This window comes from Neisseria sp. P0017.S009 (assembly GCF_051957375.1).
Taxonomy (GTDB): Bacteria; Pseudomonadota; Gammaproteobacteria; order Burkholderiales; family Neisseriaceae; genus Neisseria; species Neisseria perflava.
Genome location: NZ_JBQCWL010000002.1, coordinates 345,399 through 360,935, shown reverse-complemented (window position 1 = coordinate 360,935; position 15,537 = coordinate 345,399). Strand labels below are relative to the sequence as shown.

Genomic DNA, 15,537 nt, shown 5'->3' with positions numbered 1-15,537 from the left:
AATGGACCTTAAAAAACTGAAAAAGAAACTGTTTCGCCGTCCTGGACAGCATGCAGTGATTGCCGTGCCGTATATCTGGCTCTTGGTGCTGTTTCTGATTCCGTTCGCCATCGTATTAAAAATCAGCTTTGCCGAACAAGAAATTGCCATTCCGCCATTTACGCCGTTGACGACGATTGATGAAGACTTAGGCCGTCTGAACATTGCCATCAGCTATCAGAACTACGCCGACATCTTCCAAAACTTTTGGAATACGCTCAATCCGTTTGGCGACAGTGAAAACAGCAATATCTATCTGATGACCTACTGGTCTTCGATTAAGACTGCGCTGACAACGACCATTATCTGCCTGTTGATTGGTTATCCGACCGCTTATGCCATTTCACGCGCCAATCCGGCTGCGCGCAACGGCCTGCTGTTGGCAATCATGCTGCCTTTCTGGACCTCTTTCCTGTTGCGTGTTTACGCATGGATGGGCTTATTGGGTCACAACGGCATCATCAACAATTTCTTAATCAAATACGGAATCATCAACGAGCCTTTAGATCTGTTCTACAATGCTTTCTCGCTGAATTTGGTGATGGTTTACGCCTATCTGCCGTTTATGATTTTGCCGCTGTACACACAACTGGTAAAACTGGACAACCGTCTGCTCGAAGCTGCTTCTGACTTGGGCGCAGGTCCGATCAAATCCTTCTTTACCATTACCCTGCCTTTATCCAAAACAGGCATCATTGCAGGCTCTATGCTGGTCTTCGTTCCAGCCGTCGGTGAATTTGTGATTCCTGAATTGGTGGGCGGTTCTGAAAACCTGATGATCGGTAAAGTATTGTGGCAGGCATTCTTCGACCAAAACAACTGGCCGCTGGCTTCTGCCGTCGCCGTCGTTATGGTTGCCCTGCTGGTTGTACCGATTGCCCTGTTCCAGCACTATGAAAACCGCGAATTGGAAGAAGGAGGCAAATAATGCAGAAAACCAAATTATCCTGGTTCTTGAAACTGATGCTCCTACTCTCGCTGGCATTCCTCTATATTCCGCTGGTGGTTTTGGTCATCTATTCTTTCAATGAATCCAAACTGGTTACCGTTTGGGGCGGTTTCTCAACCAAATGGTACGGCGCATTGATGGAAAACGACACCATCTTGGAAGCAGCTTGGCTGTCATTGCGTATCGCCATCGTTTCCTCACTTGCCGCCGTAGCACTCGGCACATTAGCTGGTTACGCTATGGCGCGTATCAAGCGCTTCCGCGGCAGCACCCTGTTTGCCGGTATGATTTCCGCGCCTATGGTGATGCCTGACGTGATTACCGGTTTGTCCATGCTGCTGTTGATTATTCAGGTGCAAATGTTCCTGCAAGGCAGTGAATTGCTGCAATCGCTCTACTTTGATCGCGGCTTCTTCACCATCTTCCTCGGCCACACCACACTTTGCATGGCGTACATTACCGTCGTTATCCGATCGCGCTTGGTGGAATTGGATCAATCCTTGGAAGAGGCCGCTATGGACTTGGGTGCCCGTCCGCTGAAGATTTTCTTCGTGATTACCCTGCCGCTGATTGCCCCTGCGATTGCTTCCGGCTTCCTCTTGGGCATTACCCTGTCTTTGGACGACTTGGTGATTACCTCCTTCCTGTCAGGCCCGGGTTCATCGACATTGCCGCAAGTGATTTTCTCCAAAATCAAACTCGGCCTTGACCCTCAGATGAACGTTTTAGCAACCATCCTGATCGGTATCATCGGTACGCTGGTTATTGTCGTTAACTACTGGATGATGCGTCAGGCAACCAAACGGGAACGCGAGGCTGCCGAAGCCTACCGCCAAGAAAAATTGGCAGCCGAGAAAGCCGCCTAATATGCAGACAGGCTGTCCGATAAAGCGTCGGAACAGCCTGTTTTATTAACTTCATCTTATCCTTTCAGACGGCCTGAACCCAAACCCACATTCCAGGCCGTCTGAAAACCTATTTTCAATGAAGTGAAAACAAACCTAAAGCTCAAATCATGATCAATCCCAGCTTCAAAGAATACCTTCCTTCCTACTATGTCAGCACGGCCAATCCCCATCCGTCTTATCCGACGCTTGAAGGCCGTCTGAAAACTGAAACCTGCGTTATCGGCGGCGGCCTGTCCGGCTTATGCACCGCCCTACCGCTTGCCGAAAACGGCGATGAAGTCATCGTACTTGAAGCCGCCCGTATCGGTTTTGGCGCATCAGGTCGCAGCGGTGGACAAGTCATCAGCGACTTTGCCTGCGGCATGGAAGAAATCGAAAAACAAGTCGGTTTGAAACAGGCCCAATGGTTCTGGCAGCAATCCCTACAAGCCGTTGAACTGGTTGACTCGCGCATTCAAAAACACAACATCCAATGCGATTGGCAACGCGGCTACGCTACCGTCGCCGTCCGTCCTCAGCATTGGGAAGAATTGCAACAATGGCACGAACACGCCCAAAAACATTATGGCGCAAGCCATTACCAGCTTTGGGATAAAGCCACGCTGAAGCAGCAACTTGCCAGCGATATGTATCAAGGCGCGCAATTTGATCCTTTATCCGGCCACTTACACCCACTCAATTACACCCTAGGCATTGCCAAAGCGGCAGCCGATGCAGGCGCACAACTTTTTGAGCAATCCCCGATGACGCGTATCGAGCCATGCGATAACGGCTGGCTGGTGCATACTCCTAACGGCAGCGTTGAGTGCAAAAACCTCGTTTATGCCGTCAATACCTATGCAGGCTTACACCCGAAATTCAAAATATTGGAACAAAAAGCCATTGCAGTCAGCACCTTTATCATCGCCACCGAGCCCCTGGGCGAACGTGCCAAAGACCTGATCCGCAACAATATGGCCATCTGCGACAACCGCCACGTCCTAGACTACTATCGCCTCAGCGCCGACGGCCGCCTGCTCTTCGGCGGCAAAGACAACGAGTTTATCGATGACCCTGACCGCATGACCGAACTCGTCCGCCAAGACATGCTGAAAGTTTTCCCGCAACTTGCCGACGTCAGAATCGAGCATTCTTGGGGCGGCGAATGCGACATTACGCGCAACCTCGCCCCACATTTCGGCCGCCTCGCCCCTACCGTTTTCTACGCCCAAGGCTATTCCGGACACGGCATGGCGATTACCGGCATTGCCGGTTTGGCGATTGCCGAAGCCATCATGGGCGATGACGGCCATCTGAAACCTTTTGAGCAACTGCGCCACAGCAACATCATTACCCAGCCTTTCCTGCGCAAACTCGGCTCTTTCCTCGGCTCAAAATACTATCAATGGAAAGACAGCCACTAAACCCAAGCAAGAAACATATTTCAGACGGCGGCAGATTCAAGTAAAATTCAGGCCGTCTGAAAACTTAGATACGACAAAATTCAATCATTCATCAGCAAGGAAACCATCATGAGCAACCATCATAAACTCATCATCCTCGGCTCCGGCCCTGCCGGCTATACTGCCGCCGTCTATGCCGCCCGCGCCAATCTCAACCCTGTGATCATTACCGGCGTTGAGCAAGGCGGACAACTGATGACCACCACCGAAGTGGACAACTGGCCTGCCGATGCCGAAGGTGTACAAGGTCCGGAACTGATGGCCCGTTTCCAAGCTCATGCCGAACGCTTCGGTACCGAAATGATTTTCGACCAAATCCACACCGTTGATTTGCAAAACCGTCCGTTTACCCTCAAAGGCGATATGGGCGAATACACCTGCGATGCGCTCATCGTTGCCACCGGCGCATCTGCCAAATATTTAGGTTTGCCAAGCGAAGAAACCTTTGCCGGGAAAGGCGTTTCCGCCTGCGCAACTTGCGATGGTTTCTTCTACAAAAAACAAGATGTTGCCGTAGTAGGCGGTGGCAATACCGCAGTAGAAGAAGCCCTCTACCTTGCCAATATCGCCAACACTGTTACCCTGATTCACCGCCGCGACAGCTTCCGCGCCGAGAAAATCATGGTGGACAAACTGATGCAACGCGTCGAAGAAGGCAAAATCATCCTCAAGCTCAACAGCTCGGTTGATGAAATCTTGGGCGATGAAAGCGGCGTTACCGGTGCACGCCTGAAACACAATGACAGCAGCACTGAAGAAATCGCCGTCAAAGGCGTTTTCATCGCCATCGGCCACAAACCCAACACCGATATTTTCAAAGGCCAACTCGATATGGATGAAACCGGCTACCTAAAAACCAAAGGCGGTACCGGTGACAATGTCGGCGCAACCAATATCGAAGGCGTATGGGCGGCAGGCGACGTCAAAGACCATACCTACCGTCAAGCCATCACCAGCGCCGCTTCCGGCTGCCAAGCCGCGCTTGATGCCGAACGTTGGCTTGACCGCCACGGCGTATAAGCCTCTAAGCTACGCCCTATTCTTTAAAACATCATCAACAGGCCGTCTGAAATTTCAGACGGCCTATCATCTGTTTGCCATTCGGATTTTCATTTTCATGGCAAATTTATATCAAATAAGTACTTTTGCTTTATAATGACAACAAATACCCAATAAACAGGGAACAAATATGAAAAAAACACTAACGACACTTATCCTTTGCGCACTGACTCCTGTCGCCCTGGCTGCCGATACTTACGGCTACTTGGCCATGTGGCAAAACCCAGCCGACAGCAATGAAGCGCTGCAAATCAAAACCACCAAAGAAAATGCCACCCAACTGGATGCAACAGCCGAACTCGAAACATTCTGCAAAGGCCAAGATGCCTTAGCCGGTATCGGCGCAGGCCAAGCAACAGGCTGCAAAACGGTTGTCCCACTGCACAATACCTGTATTGCTGTTGCCTACCCTAAAGCCATGGGCAAATTGACTGCTCAAAACGTAGTGGCCATTACCTCCCCTCGTTTCAAAACCGTGCATCAAATTGCCTTGAACCAGTGTATCAAAAAATACGGCTCACAAGGACAATGCGCTTTAGAAACAGTATATTGCACTTCTGAAACCTACTATCAAGGTACGGTCAAAACCCTCTGGGAAAAAATCAAATCCATTTAAGGTCGTCTGAAAATAAAACCGGCTTGCCCGATATTCTCCATATCACGGCAAGCCGGTTTTTTTATCCTGGCTTTTATTTGCTGTTTTTTTCCAACAATTTGGCCACAACGCCTTCAGCCTGTTTCACCAAATCAGGGTTGGTTCGGAAGTGGTTTTCATCGTTCAAAGAGTAGCTGACCGTAGAAACCGCATACTTCGTGCTTCGCAACACAAATACGCCTTTACGCAAGATTTCGTTATTGCCTTTGGTTTTGTAACGCAGGTTATACGGGCAAGAAGAATCATACAGTTTGCCGCGGTTGTCCGCGGTTACAATCGTACTGCCAATGCCGCGTTTCGCCAAAGCTTTGGACAAAGCACGATCCAAATCATGCGGTCTTACTTTTGCGTTTTGAATGATGCAGACATGTTTGATGCTGGTCAGCTCTTCAGGTTTCAATACTCTTTGTTCCGTAGTGGAACACGCGCCCAGCAACAATACGGCTGAAGCCGCCGCTAAAATCATGGTTTTCATCTGTTTTCCTTTTAAAATGTTCAAACAATAAATATTCAGACGGCCTTTATCAAAAGGCCGTCTGAAAAAATCAACGTACGTTTTTCATCAAACGTTGTTTCTCACGCTTCCAATCCGCTTCTTTCAGGCTTTGGCGTTTGTCATGCTGTTTCTTACCCTTGGCCAAACCGATTTCCACTTTGATTTTACCGCGAGTGTAATGCAGGTTTAAGGGCACAATCGTATAACCGGCGCGTTCGGTTTTGCCGATTAACTTATTGATTTCCGATTGCTTCAACAACAACTTACGCGGACGGACAGGGTCGGGTTTGACGTGTGTCGAGGCAGTGGGCAATGCGGTAATGTGGCAGCCCACCAAATAGAATGCGTCTTTTTTCCAGTAGATATAGCTTTCTTTTAATTGCACGCGTGCAGCGCGGATGGCTTTGACTTCCCATCCCTCCAATACTATACCGGCTTCGATTTGGTCTTCGATAAAGAAATCGTGAAAGGCTTTTTTATTATTGGCAATACTCATTGTGCTGATTCTTTACAAACTTTTCAGACGGCCTATTTTATCAGGCATGCTTAAAAAATAAAACGGCAAACGGTTTTGAAACGTTTATTCGCTTAAAACATGGCGGTGGTAAAAGCGGTCTATATCGGCAATGGCTTTTTCATCTTCAGGGCGCAAATCCAGTTTCAAATCGGCAAGGCGGATCAAGATTTGGTCTTCACGCTCGGCAACGGCGCAGCTGACTTCTCCTTCGCTGCGGAAATGACGGATAAGCTCGTCCAACTGGTTTAAAGCATTTTGATAAGATGAATTTGGATTCATAATTTTTAACTCGAACGCCCATAAAAAATGGCGGGAAACCCCGCCATGATTTTACGGCTTACGCCGCGCATTTGATTAAGCAGCTTGAATGTTAGCAGCTTGTTTGCCTTTATGGCCGGTGGTTACGTCGAAAGATACGCGTTGACCTTCTTTCAGGGTTTTGAAACCATCCATGTTGATCGCTGAGAAGTGAGCGAACAAATCTTCGCCACCTTCATCAGGAGTGATGAAACCAAAACCTTTAGCGTCGTTAAACCATTTTACGATACCGGTTGCCATTAGAAACTTCCTATACTTAAAAATTAACAAAATCAGCAAAACAAGGCATACAGCAAACTAAAACGTTCAGCGTTTCTCCCACGTATCACATACGCGGTCGAGTGCCAACTTCTGCTTAACCGTCTTTTTACATTTGTTAAGACAAAACGTCAAGCTATGTTTTCAAAAAAGTGGGAAAATAAAAAAAAATTGCCGAAATACAACAGAAAACTGTTTACACTCTAAAACAGGCCGTCTGAAAACTGAAACCTAAGCTTATGAACCATCCGAATACCGACCACCAATCCGATACCCTGCTCAGCGATATCAACACACAGCCGCCGAAACGTTACGGCGTATTTTTATTGAACGACGATTACACCACCATGGAATTTGTCGTCGAAATCCTGACCGAAGTCTTTATGCTTACACAGGAACAGGCAGTGGCCGTCATGTTGCTGGTGCACCACGAAGGCAAAGGCCTGTGCGGCACCTACACGCGCGATATTGCGCAGACCAAGCAACATCAGGTCATGGAACGTGCCAAAGCTGAAGGGCATCCGCTCAAATGTATAGTCGAAGAGGTTTAAATCATGCTTTCACCCGAATTGGAACACATCCTGCAACTGCTCTACCGTGAAGCACGCAACGCCCGTTATGAGTTTATCAGCTTGGAACACCTGCTTTTGGTGTTGATAGAAGAAGATGCGGCTGTGCCGAACGTCTTGAAACTGTGTGGTGCGGATTTGAAAGTCCTGTCCGAGCAGCTTGCGGCCAGCGTTGCAGAAAATACACCGCAAATTCCCGATCATCTTCTGGATACGGTCGAAACCCAGCCGACATTGGGCTTCCAACGCGTCATCCAACGGGCAATGGTGCATACCCAGTCTGCCGGCAAAGCCGCAGTAGAGCCTTTGGATATTTTGGTTGCCATGATGAGCGAATCTGAAAGCCATGCCGTTTATTTCCTCAAATTGCAATCCATTACACGCTTTGAAGTCTTGCGTTGCATTGCCCATGGCTCGCCTGATGACGAAGACTGCAATGATTCAGACGGCCTGGGACGCGAGGGCGAAGAAGCGGAACAGAAAACCGGCTCTCTTTCCGACTACACCGTCAACCTCAACGCCGAAGTCAAAGCCGGCCGTATCGACCCTTTGATTGGTCGCAAACACGAAATGGAAAGGCTGGTACAAATCCTGTGCCGCCGCCGCAAAAACAATCCGCTTTTGGTCGGCGAGGCTGGTGTGGGCAAAACCGCGCTGGCGGAAGGCTTAGCACACCAAATCGTCAACGGCGATATTCCCGACGTGCTGAAAGAAGCCGAAGTATACGCACTGGATATGGGTTCGCTTTTGGCGGGCACGAAATACCGCGGCGACTTTGAAGCACGGGTCAAATCCGTCTTGAAACAGCTCGAAAAAATCCCGCACGCCATTTTATTCATCGACGAAATCCACACCATCATCGGCGCGGGCAGCACCAGCGGTGGCACAATGGATGCGTCTAACCTGCTCAAACCTGCGCTGGCAAAAGGCTCGCTGCGCTGCATCGGTGCGACCACTTATGACGAATACCGTACCATTTTCGACAAAGACCACGCCTTAAGCCGCCGTTTCCAAAAAATTGACGTGGTCGAGCCTACCATTTCCGAAACCGTACAAATCCTGCGCGGCTTGAAACCGATGTTTGAAGATTTCCACCAAGTCCGCTATACGCAAGGCGCACTTGAAGCCGCAGCCGAACTTTCCGCCCGCTACATCAACGAACGTTTCCTGCCCGACAAAGCCATCGACGTAATGGATGAAGCAGGCGCGGCGCAACGGATTTTGCCCAAATCCAAACAGAAAAAAGTCATCGGCAAAGCGCAAATCGAAACCGTCATCGCCAAAGTTGCGCGGATTCCCGAAAAAACCGTGTCGCACGACGACAAACAAGTGTTGCAATTCCTCGGCCGTGATTTGAAAAACATGGTTTACGGTCAGGAAAACGCCATTGACGCGCTGGTTGCCGCCGTCAAAATGTCGCGCTCCGGCCTCGCCCTGCCCGACAAACCGATAGGCAGTTTCCTCTTCTCCGGCCCAACCGGCGTCGGCAAAACCGAAGTCGCCAAACAGCTTGCCTACTCGATGGGCGTACCGCTGCAACGCTTTGATATGTCCGAATACATGGAACGCCACGCCGTATCGCGCCTCATCGGCGCACCACCAGGCTACGTCGGCTTTGAACAAGGCGGCCTTTTGACCGAAGCCGTCAACAAGCAGCCGCATTGCGTGTTGCTCTTGGACGAAATCGAAAAAGCCCACCCCGACATTTTCAACGTCCTCCTGCAAGTCATGGACGCAGGCAAACTGACCGACAACAACGGCAAGAGTGCCGACTTCCGCAACGTCATCCTGATTATGACCACCAACGCAGGCGCGGAAAGCCTCAGCCGACCCAACCTCGGCTTTACCGCCAAACGCGAGCGCGGCGACGAAATGCAGGCAATCAACAAACTCTTCACGCCCGAGTTCCGCAACCGCTTGGACGCGATTATCCCATTTGCGCCCTTGTCCGAACCCATTATCGTCAAAGTCGTGGACAAATTCCTGCTCCAGCTCGAACACCAGCTCCTCGACAAAAAAGTCGAAGCCGAATTCACACCGGCATTGCGCAAATATCTGGCGGAAAAAGGTTTCGACCCGCAAATGGGCGCACGCCCGATGAACCGCCTGATCCAGGAAAAAATCCGCAAACCGCTCGCCGACGAACTTCTGTTCGGCAAACTCACCGAAGGTGGCTTTGTGCTGATAGACTGGGATGCAGCAAAAGAAAAAGCCGTGTTGAAGTTTAAGAAAAGCAAGGTCAAACCTGAAACAGAAACTGTTTAACCGACTGAAAAATAAAAGGCCGTCTGAAATTTCAGACGGCCTTTTTATCCCAATCAAAAATCTGATTTACAAAACAGATTTAACAGTGGCAACCACATTGTCTACGGTAAAGCCGAATTCTTTGAACAGCAAATCAGCAGGTGCAGACTCGCCGAAGCGGTTGATACCGACCACGGCGCCGTTCAAACCGACGTATTTATACCAACCGTCGGCATGTCCGGCTTCTATGGCTACGCGTGGCAAACCTTCCGGCAGAACAGCGGCTTTATAGGCGGCATCTTGACGGTCGAATACATTGGTAGAAGGCATGGAAACAACGCGTACGGCAATACCTTGTTCTGCCAATACTTTTTGCGCTTCCAGAGCCAATTCAACTTCAGAACCGGTAGCAATTACAACAGCTTGTGCATTGCCTTGAGCTTCACTGATGACGTAGCCACCGCGTTTGATGTCGTTCAGCTGTTGTTCATCACGCGCTTGGAATTTCAGGTTTTGACGGCTGAAAATCAAGCTGGACGGATGATCGGCAGCTTTAACGGCTTCAGCCCACGCCACCAAAGATTCAACGGTATCGCATGGACGCCATACATCCATATTTGGAATTAGGCGCAGAGTGGCAGTTTGCTCGATAGGTTGGTGGGTAGGACCATCTTCGCCCAAACCAATGGAATCGTGAGTGAACACAAATACAGGGTTGATTTTCATCAGCGACGCCATACGCAAAGCATTACGCTCGTATTCGCTGAACATCAGGAAAGTCGCGCCGAATGGTTTAACACCGCCATGCAGGGTAAGGCCGTTCATGATTGCGCCCATGCCGAACTCGCGAACGCCGTAGTGAATATAGTTGCCGCCGTGTTCGCGGGTAACGGAAACGCTGTTTGACCAGTCAGTCAGGTTGGACGGGGTCAAGTCTGCAGAACCGCCCACCAATTCAGGCAGCTCTTTTGCCAAGATTTCGATGCTGTTTTGGCTGGCTTTACGGGTGGCGATGGTTTCTGCTTTGGCGCACACTTCTTTCAATGCGGCTTGAACGTAAGCATCGAAGTTTTCAGGCAGTTTTTTATCCATGCGACGCACAAATTCTGCGGCTTCGGCAGGATATTTGGCTTGATATTGAGCGAAGAGTTCGTTCCATTCGGCCTCAAGTTTCGCGCCTTTTTCTTTTGCATCCCATGCAGCATAGATCTCTTGAGGGATTTCAAACGCAGGATAAGCCCAACCCAAATGTTTGCGCGTGGCTTCGATCTCGTCCGCACCCAAAGGCGCACCGTGGGTTTTGTGGCTGCCTTCTTTGTTAGCACTGCCTTTACCGATTAAGGTTTTGCAGCAAATCAGGGAAGGTTTGCCGGTTTCGGCGCGGGCGGCTTCAATGGCCGTCTGAATGGCATCGGTATCATGACCGTTTACATTTGGAATCACCTGCCAGCCGTAGCTTTCAAAACGTTGCGGGATGTTTTCGGTAAACCAACCGTCCACTTTACCGTCAATGGAAATATTGTTGTCATCATATAAAACAATCAGTTTGCCCAAACCTAAAGTGCCGGCAAGCGAGCAGGCTTCGTGCGATACGCCTTCCATCATACAACCGTCGCCCATGAAGACGTAGGTGTGGTGGTCAACGATGTTCAAACCGTCTTTATTAAATTCGGCAGCCAAGATTTTTTCGGCTAAAGCCATGCCCACTGCGTTGGCAATACCTTGTCCCAATGGACCGGTCGTGGTTTCCACGCCGTCGGTGTAGCCATATTCAGGATGGCCGGGGGTTTTGCTGTGCAGTTGGCGGAAGTTTTTCAGATCATCAATGGAAACGTTGTAGCCGGTCAGGTGCAACAGGCTGTAAAGAATCATAGAAGCATGACCATTGGAGAGGACAAAACGGTCGCGGTTGTAGAATTTCGGGTTGGCCGGATTATGATTGAGGAACTTCGTCCACAATACTTCCGCCATTTCCGCCATACCCATAGGCGCACCCGGGTGGCCGGAGTTGGCTTTTTGTACGGCATCGACTGAGAGGAAACGGATTGCGTTTGCCAGTTGAGACATGGTTTGACCTTCCTTGGACAAGATTGGAAATATGAAAAAAGGTGTGCCGATTATCGCCTGAATCAGCCGTGCTTTCAAGGATAGCTTTTGATATTCGCTTTGTCAGACGGCCTGTTTCCACTCGGTTGCCCGAAACGGACAGGATAGATGATATTAACTGTTATTTCGTTTTGAAACAGTGCTTTATATATTTTTATCGTGTAAATAGCAAATCACTATAAGTTTGCATACAGGCTGATTCGTAAACCTTTGAATACTGCCCTTTTCAGACGGCCCTACATCAAACGGCCACAAGGAATCCATCGTTAAGACGAAGTCCCTCTTTTGCTTTGAATAGAGTCAAATGTTATGATTTGTATGCACGCGAAAGGCCGTCTGAAAATATTCACATCAAATTACTACCATGACAACAGGCTTGTGTGCACTTCATCAAGGAACACTGAAATGTCACCAGAAAACCAAGCTGAAAATACCACACCCTCAACAGAAAAAACAGCAAAAGCCACTCCGCCCAAACCTTCCAAACCTAAATCCAGCGTGATTCAAATCCATCCTGAAGGCGAACGCATCCATCCTAAAAAGGCGGAAGGACGCTTTGCCAAACTGCGTATCGCCGCAGTATTGGCGACCCAGTTTGTATTTTACGTTATTCCATGGTTCAACTGGAGCGGCCGTCAGGCGGTTTTATTCAATATCCCTGACCGTCATTTCTTCATTTTCGGACTGTCGCTGGGTATGGGCGATTTGATTTACCTTGCCTTACTGCTGATGATTTGCGCATTCGGATTGTTTTGGTGGACAACCATTGCCGGTCGTTTGTGGTGCGGCTATTCATGCCCGCAAACGGTTTACACCGAAATTATGCTGTGGATTGACAACTTGGTCGAAGGCGATAGAAACAAACGCCTAAAACTGGAAAAATCGCCTTGGAACTTTACTAAAATTCGCATTAAGGCCACCAAATACCTGCTGATTTTCCTTGTCTGCGCATGGACAGGTATCACTTTTGCAGGCTGGTTTATCCCGATCCGCCAATTTGTTCCCGATTTATTCACCGGAGCAGCAGGCGGCGGCGCAATGTTTGCCGCAGCATTTTACGGATTCATGACTTTCTTCTTCGCCCACATCATGCGCGAAAAAGTGTGTCTGCATATGTGTCCGTATGCACGTTTCCAAAGTGCAATGTTTGACAAAGACACGCTGATTATTTCTTACGATACCGAACGCGGCGAACCGCGCGGCGCACGCAAGAAAACCGCCAACAAAGAAGACAGCGGCTTGGGCGACTGCATCAACTGCACCATGTGCGTGCAAGTCTGCCCCGTCGGTATCGACATCCGCGACGGTTTGCAATACCAATGTATCGGCTGCGCGGCGTGTATCGATGCCTGCGACGAAATCATGGACAAAATGGGCTACGAGCGCGGCTTGATCCGTTATACAACCGAAGGCGCGTTGGAACACGAATACCCTGAAAGCGACATCAAAAAACGCTTGAAACGTCCGCGCGTAGCTGGTTATGGCGCAGTACTCCTGGTGGTCATCATCGCCTTCCTGGTCGGCATTTCCACCCGAAAAATGGTCGAAGTCGATATCCTGAAAGACCGTGGTGTCATGGTTCGCGAAAACAGCCAAGGCTGGTTGGAAAATGCCTATAACCTGCGTATTATCAACAATAGTGAAAACGAACAACTGATGACCGCAACCGTCAAAGGCTTTGACGAAATCGCGCTGACCGGCCTGCCTGAAAACGGTATTAAAATTGCGCCGCGGGAAACCGTTACCATCCCAGTACAGGTATCTACCATTCCCGAATACGCCGACAAAGGCAGCCATCCGATTGAATTTACCTTTATCTATCGCGAGACCGGCTCTGCCGACTCCAAACCGACTACTTTAGAAGAAAAAGCAACCTTTATCGGAGAATAAACGGTGTCCCCACAACCCAAAATCAAACCTTGGTACAAACATATTTGGCCCTGGGTGCTGATGGCAGGCCCCATCTTCGTCGTTATCGCCAGCGTTTCCATGTTCTTCGTCGCAAAAGAACACACGACAGACTTGGTGTCTGACGATTACTACAAAGACGGCAAACACATCGAAATCCAACTTCACCGTGATGAAGAAGCCGTTAAACGGCAAATTCAAGTGCAGGTCTTAATCAGTCCGGATATGAATGCCGCCAAAGTATTCGTCAGCGGACAATTCGATACCAAACAGCCATTAAACCTATTGTTGATGCACCCGACGCGCAAAGCCGATGACCAAACCGTCAAGCTGCGCGCCGTAACAGCCGAACCACAAAACGGCCGCATGGAATACGAAGCCGTCTTTAAACCTTTACGCCCAACCAATCATTGGTACTTACGCGTTGAAGATGCCTCAGGCGTATGGCGTGTTGAAAACAAATGGATAGTCAGCCAAGGCAATGCAGTCAATCTGACGCCTATGGACAAATTGTTCGACAACGGCAAACAAGCCGCTTCAACAGAACAATAAATCCCGACCCAGGCCGTCTGAAACCTTTCAGACGGCCTGAAATCTTCATACCCTCTTATATTCCCTTCCAAATATGATTTTTTCCGATTGGCGCAGACTGACCGAAAATGAAGTCCGTATGGCAAAACAAGTTTTTGCGGACAGCATAGACTTCCACCACATCAAAATATATCGCGGCATTCCACTTATACCCAACGCCAATACCGCCATTGCGCCCAATGGAAACATATACTTTCCTCGTAAACACTGCCCTGATGATTTCACTCAAGCCGGCATCGCCTACAAAATCTGGCTGATTCATGAGCTGACACATGTCTGGCAACACCAGCGCGGTCACAAAGTTTGGCTTTCCGGCCTATTCATCATGCTCAAAGGCGGATACAGAAAACGCAAAGCTTACGCCTACCCTATCCCCTTACCCCACATCAACCAATTAAATATCGAACAGCAGGCAGACCTTATTGCTCACTATTTCGCAGCTACTTTTCTACCCAAAAACATTTACACCCCGCAACAGCCTATTTTTCAGACGGCCTTAGCAGATTTTCTTCACAACCCACACGACAAAAATCTATGCCCAAGATACTTGTCGGCAAAAAAACAACACTTCAAAAAGCAGAGTGAACAAATAAGCTATAATGAACAACCCGACACATCATCCAAAAGATCCCAAACCATGCCTTGGAACATACCTATTTTACTTACCTGGATGCGCGTCCTATTAATCCCCGTGTTCACCATCCTATTCTATTTACCGAACACATGGATTCAACCACAAACCGTCAACTGGACAGCCGCTATCATCTTTGCACTTGCAGCTATTACAGACTGGTTCGACGGCTTTTTAGCACGCCGCTGGAAACAAACCTCCGACTTCGGTGCATTCCTCGACCCCGTTGCCGACAAGCTCATGGTTGCCGTTGCCCTGCTCCTGCTCGTCAGCCTTGGCAGAACATACGCCATCTTCGCCATGATTATTATCGGCCGGGAAATCACCATTTCCGCCTTGCGCGAATGGATGGCACAAATGGGCAAACGCGGCAGCGTTGCAGTGGCCACTATCGGCAAATTCAAAACCACCGCCCAAATGATCGCCATCTTCCTTTTGCTTATCGGCACAGACAAATATAACGATCCTTTCTATCTCATTGGTAACATATTGATGTTTATAGCATCTGTATTGACCATCTGGTCCATGTGCTACTACCTGAAAATGGCATGGAAAGAATTCAAATAAATTTTTAAAAAAAATAAAAACAAAATACTTGACGCACGCGATTAAATCCATAATAATTGCGTCTTCTTCGATATACGAAGCAACAAACTATCAGAGCGGGAATAGCTCAGTTGGTAGAGCGCAACCTTGCCAAGGTTGAGGTCGCGAGTTCGAGACTCGTTTCCCGCTCCATTCTGATTACTTGTTGATTGTTCTTTTTCAATATGCGGGAATAGCTCAGTTGGTAGAGCGCAACCTTGCCAAGGTTGAGGTCGCGAGTTCGAGACTCGTTTCCCGCTCC

The 15,537-nt window shown here is 49.1% G+C and carries 15 protein-coding genes and 2 tRNA genes; 12 read left to right on the top strand and 5 right to left on the bottom strand.

Going from position 1 to position 15,537, the window contains the following annotated elements:
* The first annotated feature begins 1 nt into the window (after window position 1).
* The 5 genes from ACTHTG_RS03985 (at window position 2) to ACTHTG_RS03965 (ending at window position 5,013) form a co-directional block, all read left to right on the top strand.
* Window positions 2-967, top strand: coding sequence for an ABC transporter permease subunit (locus ACTHTG_RS03985; RefSeq protein WP_440360525.1), 966 nt, complete (start codon window positions 2-4; stop codon window positions 965-967).
* Window positions 967-1,854: an ABC transporter permease subunit gene (locus ACTHTG_RS03980; RefSeq protein ID WP_003679574.1), complete on the top strand. Its 888-nt coding sequence runs from the start codon at window positions 967-969 to the stop codon at window positions 1,852-1,854. Before ACTHTG_RS03985 ends, ACTHTG_RS03980 begins: the two co-directional genes overlap by 1 nt.
* 149 nt (window positions 1,855-2,003) lie before the next feature.
* On the top strand, window positions 2,004-3,299 hold the full coding sequence (locus ACTHTG_RS03975) for an NAD(P)/FAD-dependent oxidoreductase (protein WP_308538278.1): 1,296 nt from the start codon (window positions 2,004-2,006) through the stop codon (window positions 3,297-3,299).
* A 108-nt stretch (window positions 3,300-3,407) separates the two neighbouring features.
* Window positions 3,408-4,358: a thioredoxin-disulfide reductase gene (gene trxB, locus ACTHTG_RS03970; RefSeq protein WP_308538279.1), complete on the top strand. Its 951-nt coding sequence runs from the start codon at window positions 3,408-3,410 to the stop codon at window positions 4,356-4,358.
* A gap of 169 nt (window positions 4,359-4,527) precedes the next feature.
* Window positions 4,528-5,013 (top strand): DUF4189 domain-containing protein, encoded by a 486-nt coding sequence (locus tag ACTHTG_RS03965; RefSeq protein WP_070823529.1) that lies wholly within the window; start codon window positions 4,528-4,530, stop codon window positions 5,011-5,013.
* A 73-nt stretch (window positions 5,014-5,086) separates the two neighbouring features.
* On the opposite strand, the gene ACTHTG_RS03960 is transcribed toward ACTHTG_RS03965, so the two are convergent.
* The 4 genes from ACTHTG_RS03960 to ACTHTG_RS03945 form a co-directional block, all read right to left on the bottom strand.
* Window positions 5,087-5,527: a hypothetical protein gene (locus ACTHTG_RS03960; protein WP_003682952.1), complete on the bottom strand. Its 441-nt coding sequence runs from the start codon at window positions 5,525-5,527 to the stop codon at window positions 5,087-5,089.
* A gap of 70 nt (window positions 5,528-5,597) precedes the next feature.
* Window positions 5,598-6,044 (bottom strand): SsrA-binding protein SmpB, encoded by a 447-nt coding sequence (smpB, locus tag ACTHTG_RS03955; RefSeq protein WP_049348437.1) that lies wholly within the window; start codon window positions 6,042-6,044, stop codon window positions 5,598-5,600.
* An 84-nt stretch (window positions 6,045-6,128) separates the two neighbouring features.
* Window positions 6,129-6,344 (bottom strand): hypothetical protein, encoded by a 216-nt coding sequence (locus tag ACTHTG_RS03950; RefSeq protein WP_063076458.1) that lies wholly within the window; start codon window positions 6,342-6,344, stop codon window positions 6,129-6,131.
* Between the two features lie 75 nt (window positions 6,345-6,419).
* The gene (locus ACTHTG_RS03945; RefSeq protein WP_440360526.1) at window positions 6,420-6,623 is read right to left on the bottom strand and encodes a cold-shock protein; all 204 of its coding nucleotides are present in this window, start codon (window positions 6,621-6,623) and stop codon (window positions 6,420-6,422) included.
* A gap of 257 nt (window positions 6,624-6,880) precedes the next feature.
* On the opposite strand from ACTHTG_RS03945, the gene clpS reads away from it, so the two are divergent.
* Together clpS and clpA are read left to right on the top strand one after the other, a co-directional pair.
* Complete coding sequence (clpS, locus tag ACTHTG_RS03940; protein WP_004520799.1) at window positions 6,881-7,192, top strand: ATP-dependent Clp protease adapter ClpS; 312 nt, start codon at window positions 6,881-6,883, stop codon at window positions 7,190-7,192.
* Window positions 7,193-7,195: 3 nt separating this feature from the next.
* Window positions 7,196-9,475: an ATP-dependent Clp protease ATP-binding subunit ClpA gene (gene clpA / locus ACTHTG_RS03935; RefSeq protein WP_004520800.1), complete on the top strand. Its 2,280-nt coding sequence runs from the start codon at window positions 7,196-7,198 to the stop codon at window positions 9,473-9,475.
* A 66-nt stretch (window positions 9,476-9,541) separates the two neighbouring features.
* On the opposite strand, the gene tkt is transcribed toward clpA, so the two are convergent.
* Window positions 9,542-11,521, bottom strand: a complete 1,980-nt coding sequence (tkt, locus tag ACTHTG_RS03930; protein WP_039862482.1) for a transketolase — start codon at window positions 11,519-11,521, stop codon at window positions 9,542-9,544.
* Between the two features lie 444 nt (window positions 11,522-11,965).
* Here tkt and ccoG point away from each other — a divergent pair, with 444 nt between their 5' ends.
* The 5 genes from ccoG to ACTHTG_RS03905 all read left to right on the top strand — a co-directional run bounded on the left by ccoG (window position 11,966) and on the right by ACTHTG_RS03905 (window position 15,535).
* The gene (gene ccoG, locus ACTHTG_RS03925; RefSeq protein WP_004520803.1) at window positions 11,966-13,450 is read left to right on the top strand and encodes a cytochrome c oxidase accessory protein CcoG; all 1,485 of its coding nucleotides are present in this window, start codon (window positions 11,966-11,968) and stop codon (window positions 13,448-13,450) included.
* A gap of 3 nt (window positions 13,451-13,453) precedes the next feature.
* Window positions 13,454-14,020: a FixH family protein gene (locus ACTHTG_RS03920; RefSeq protein WP_039862483.1), complete on the top strand. Its 567-nt coding sequence runs from the start codon at window positions 13,454-13,456 to the stop codon at window positions 14,018-14,020.
* Window positions 14,021-14,696: 676 nt separating this feature from the next.
* Window positions 14,697-15,257, top strand: coding sequence for a CDP-diacylglycerol--glycerol-3-phosphate 3-phosphatidyltransferase (gene pgsA, locus ACTHTG_RS03915; protein WP_003679552.1), 561 nt, complete (start codon window positions 14,697-14,699; stop codon window positions 15,255-15,257).
* Window positions 15,258-15,352: 95 nt separating this feature from the next.
* Window positions 15,353-15,428 (top strand) — tRNA-Gly (locus ACTHTG_RS03910).
* 34 nt (window positions 15,429-15,462) lie between these two features.
* Window positions 15,463-15,535: transfer RNA gene (locus tag ACTHTG_RS03905), tRNA-Gly, on the top strand.
* Window positions 15,536-15,537: the final 2 nt, after the last annotated feature.

Bases quoted from the DNA above. Each gene is read 5' to 3' on its own strand.
- tkt (WP_039862482.1), bottom strand. From the start codon at position 11,521: ATGTCTCAACTGGCAAACGCAATCCGTTTCCTCTCAGTCGATGCCGTA.
- pgsA (WP_003679552.1), top strand. From the start codon at position 14,697: ATGCCTTGGAACATACCTATTTTACTTACCTGGATGCGCGTCCTATTA.
- ACTHTG_RS03980 (WP_003679574.1), top strand. From the start codon at position 967: ATGCAGAAAACCAAATTATCCTGGTTCTTGAAACTGATGCTCCTACTC.
- clpS (WP_004520799.1), top strand. From the start codon at position 6,881: ATGAACCATCCGAATACCGACCACCAATCCGATACCCTGCTCAGCGAT.
- ACTHTG_RS03975 (WP_308538278.1), top strand. From the start codon at position 2,004: ATGATCAATCCCAGCTTCAAAGAATACCTTCCTTCCTACTATGTCAGC.
- ACTHTG_RS03945 (WP_440360526.1), bottom strand. From the start codon at position 6,623: ATGGCAACCGGTATCGTAAAATGGTTTAACGACGCTAAAGGTTTTGGT.
- ACTHTG_RS03965 (WP_070823529.1), top strand. From the start codon at position 4,528: ATGAAAAAAACACTAACGACACTTATCCTTTGCGCACTGACTCCTGTC.
- ccoG (WP_004520803.1), top strand. From the start codon at position 11,966: ATGTCACCAGAAAACCAAGCTGAAAATACCACACCCTCAACAGAAAAA.
- smpB (WP_049348437.1), bottom strand. From the start codon at position 6,044: ATGAGTATTGCCAATAATAAAAAAGCCTTTCACGATTTCTTTATCGAA.
- ACTHTG_RS03950 (WP_063076458.1), bottom strand. From the start codon at position 6,344: ATGAATCCAAATTCATCTTATCAAAATGCTTTAAACCAGTTGGACGAG.
- ACTHTG_RS03960 (WP_003682952.1), bottom strand. From the start codon at position 5,527: ATGAAAACCATGATTTTAGCGGCGGCTTCAGCCGTATTGTTGCTGGGC.
- trxB (WP_308538279.1), top strand. From the start codon at position 3,408: ATGAGCAACCATCATAAACTCATCATCCTCGGCTCCGGCCCTGCCGGC.
- clpA (WP_004520800.1), top strand. From the start codon at position 7,196: ATGCTTTCACCCGAATTGGAACACATCCTGCAACTGCTCTACCGTGAA.
- ACTHTG_RS03985 (WP_440360525.1), top strand. From the start codon at position 2: ATGGACCTTAAAAAACTGAAAAAGAAACTGTTTCGCCGTCCTGGACAG.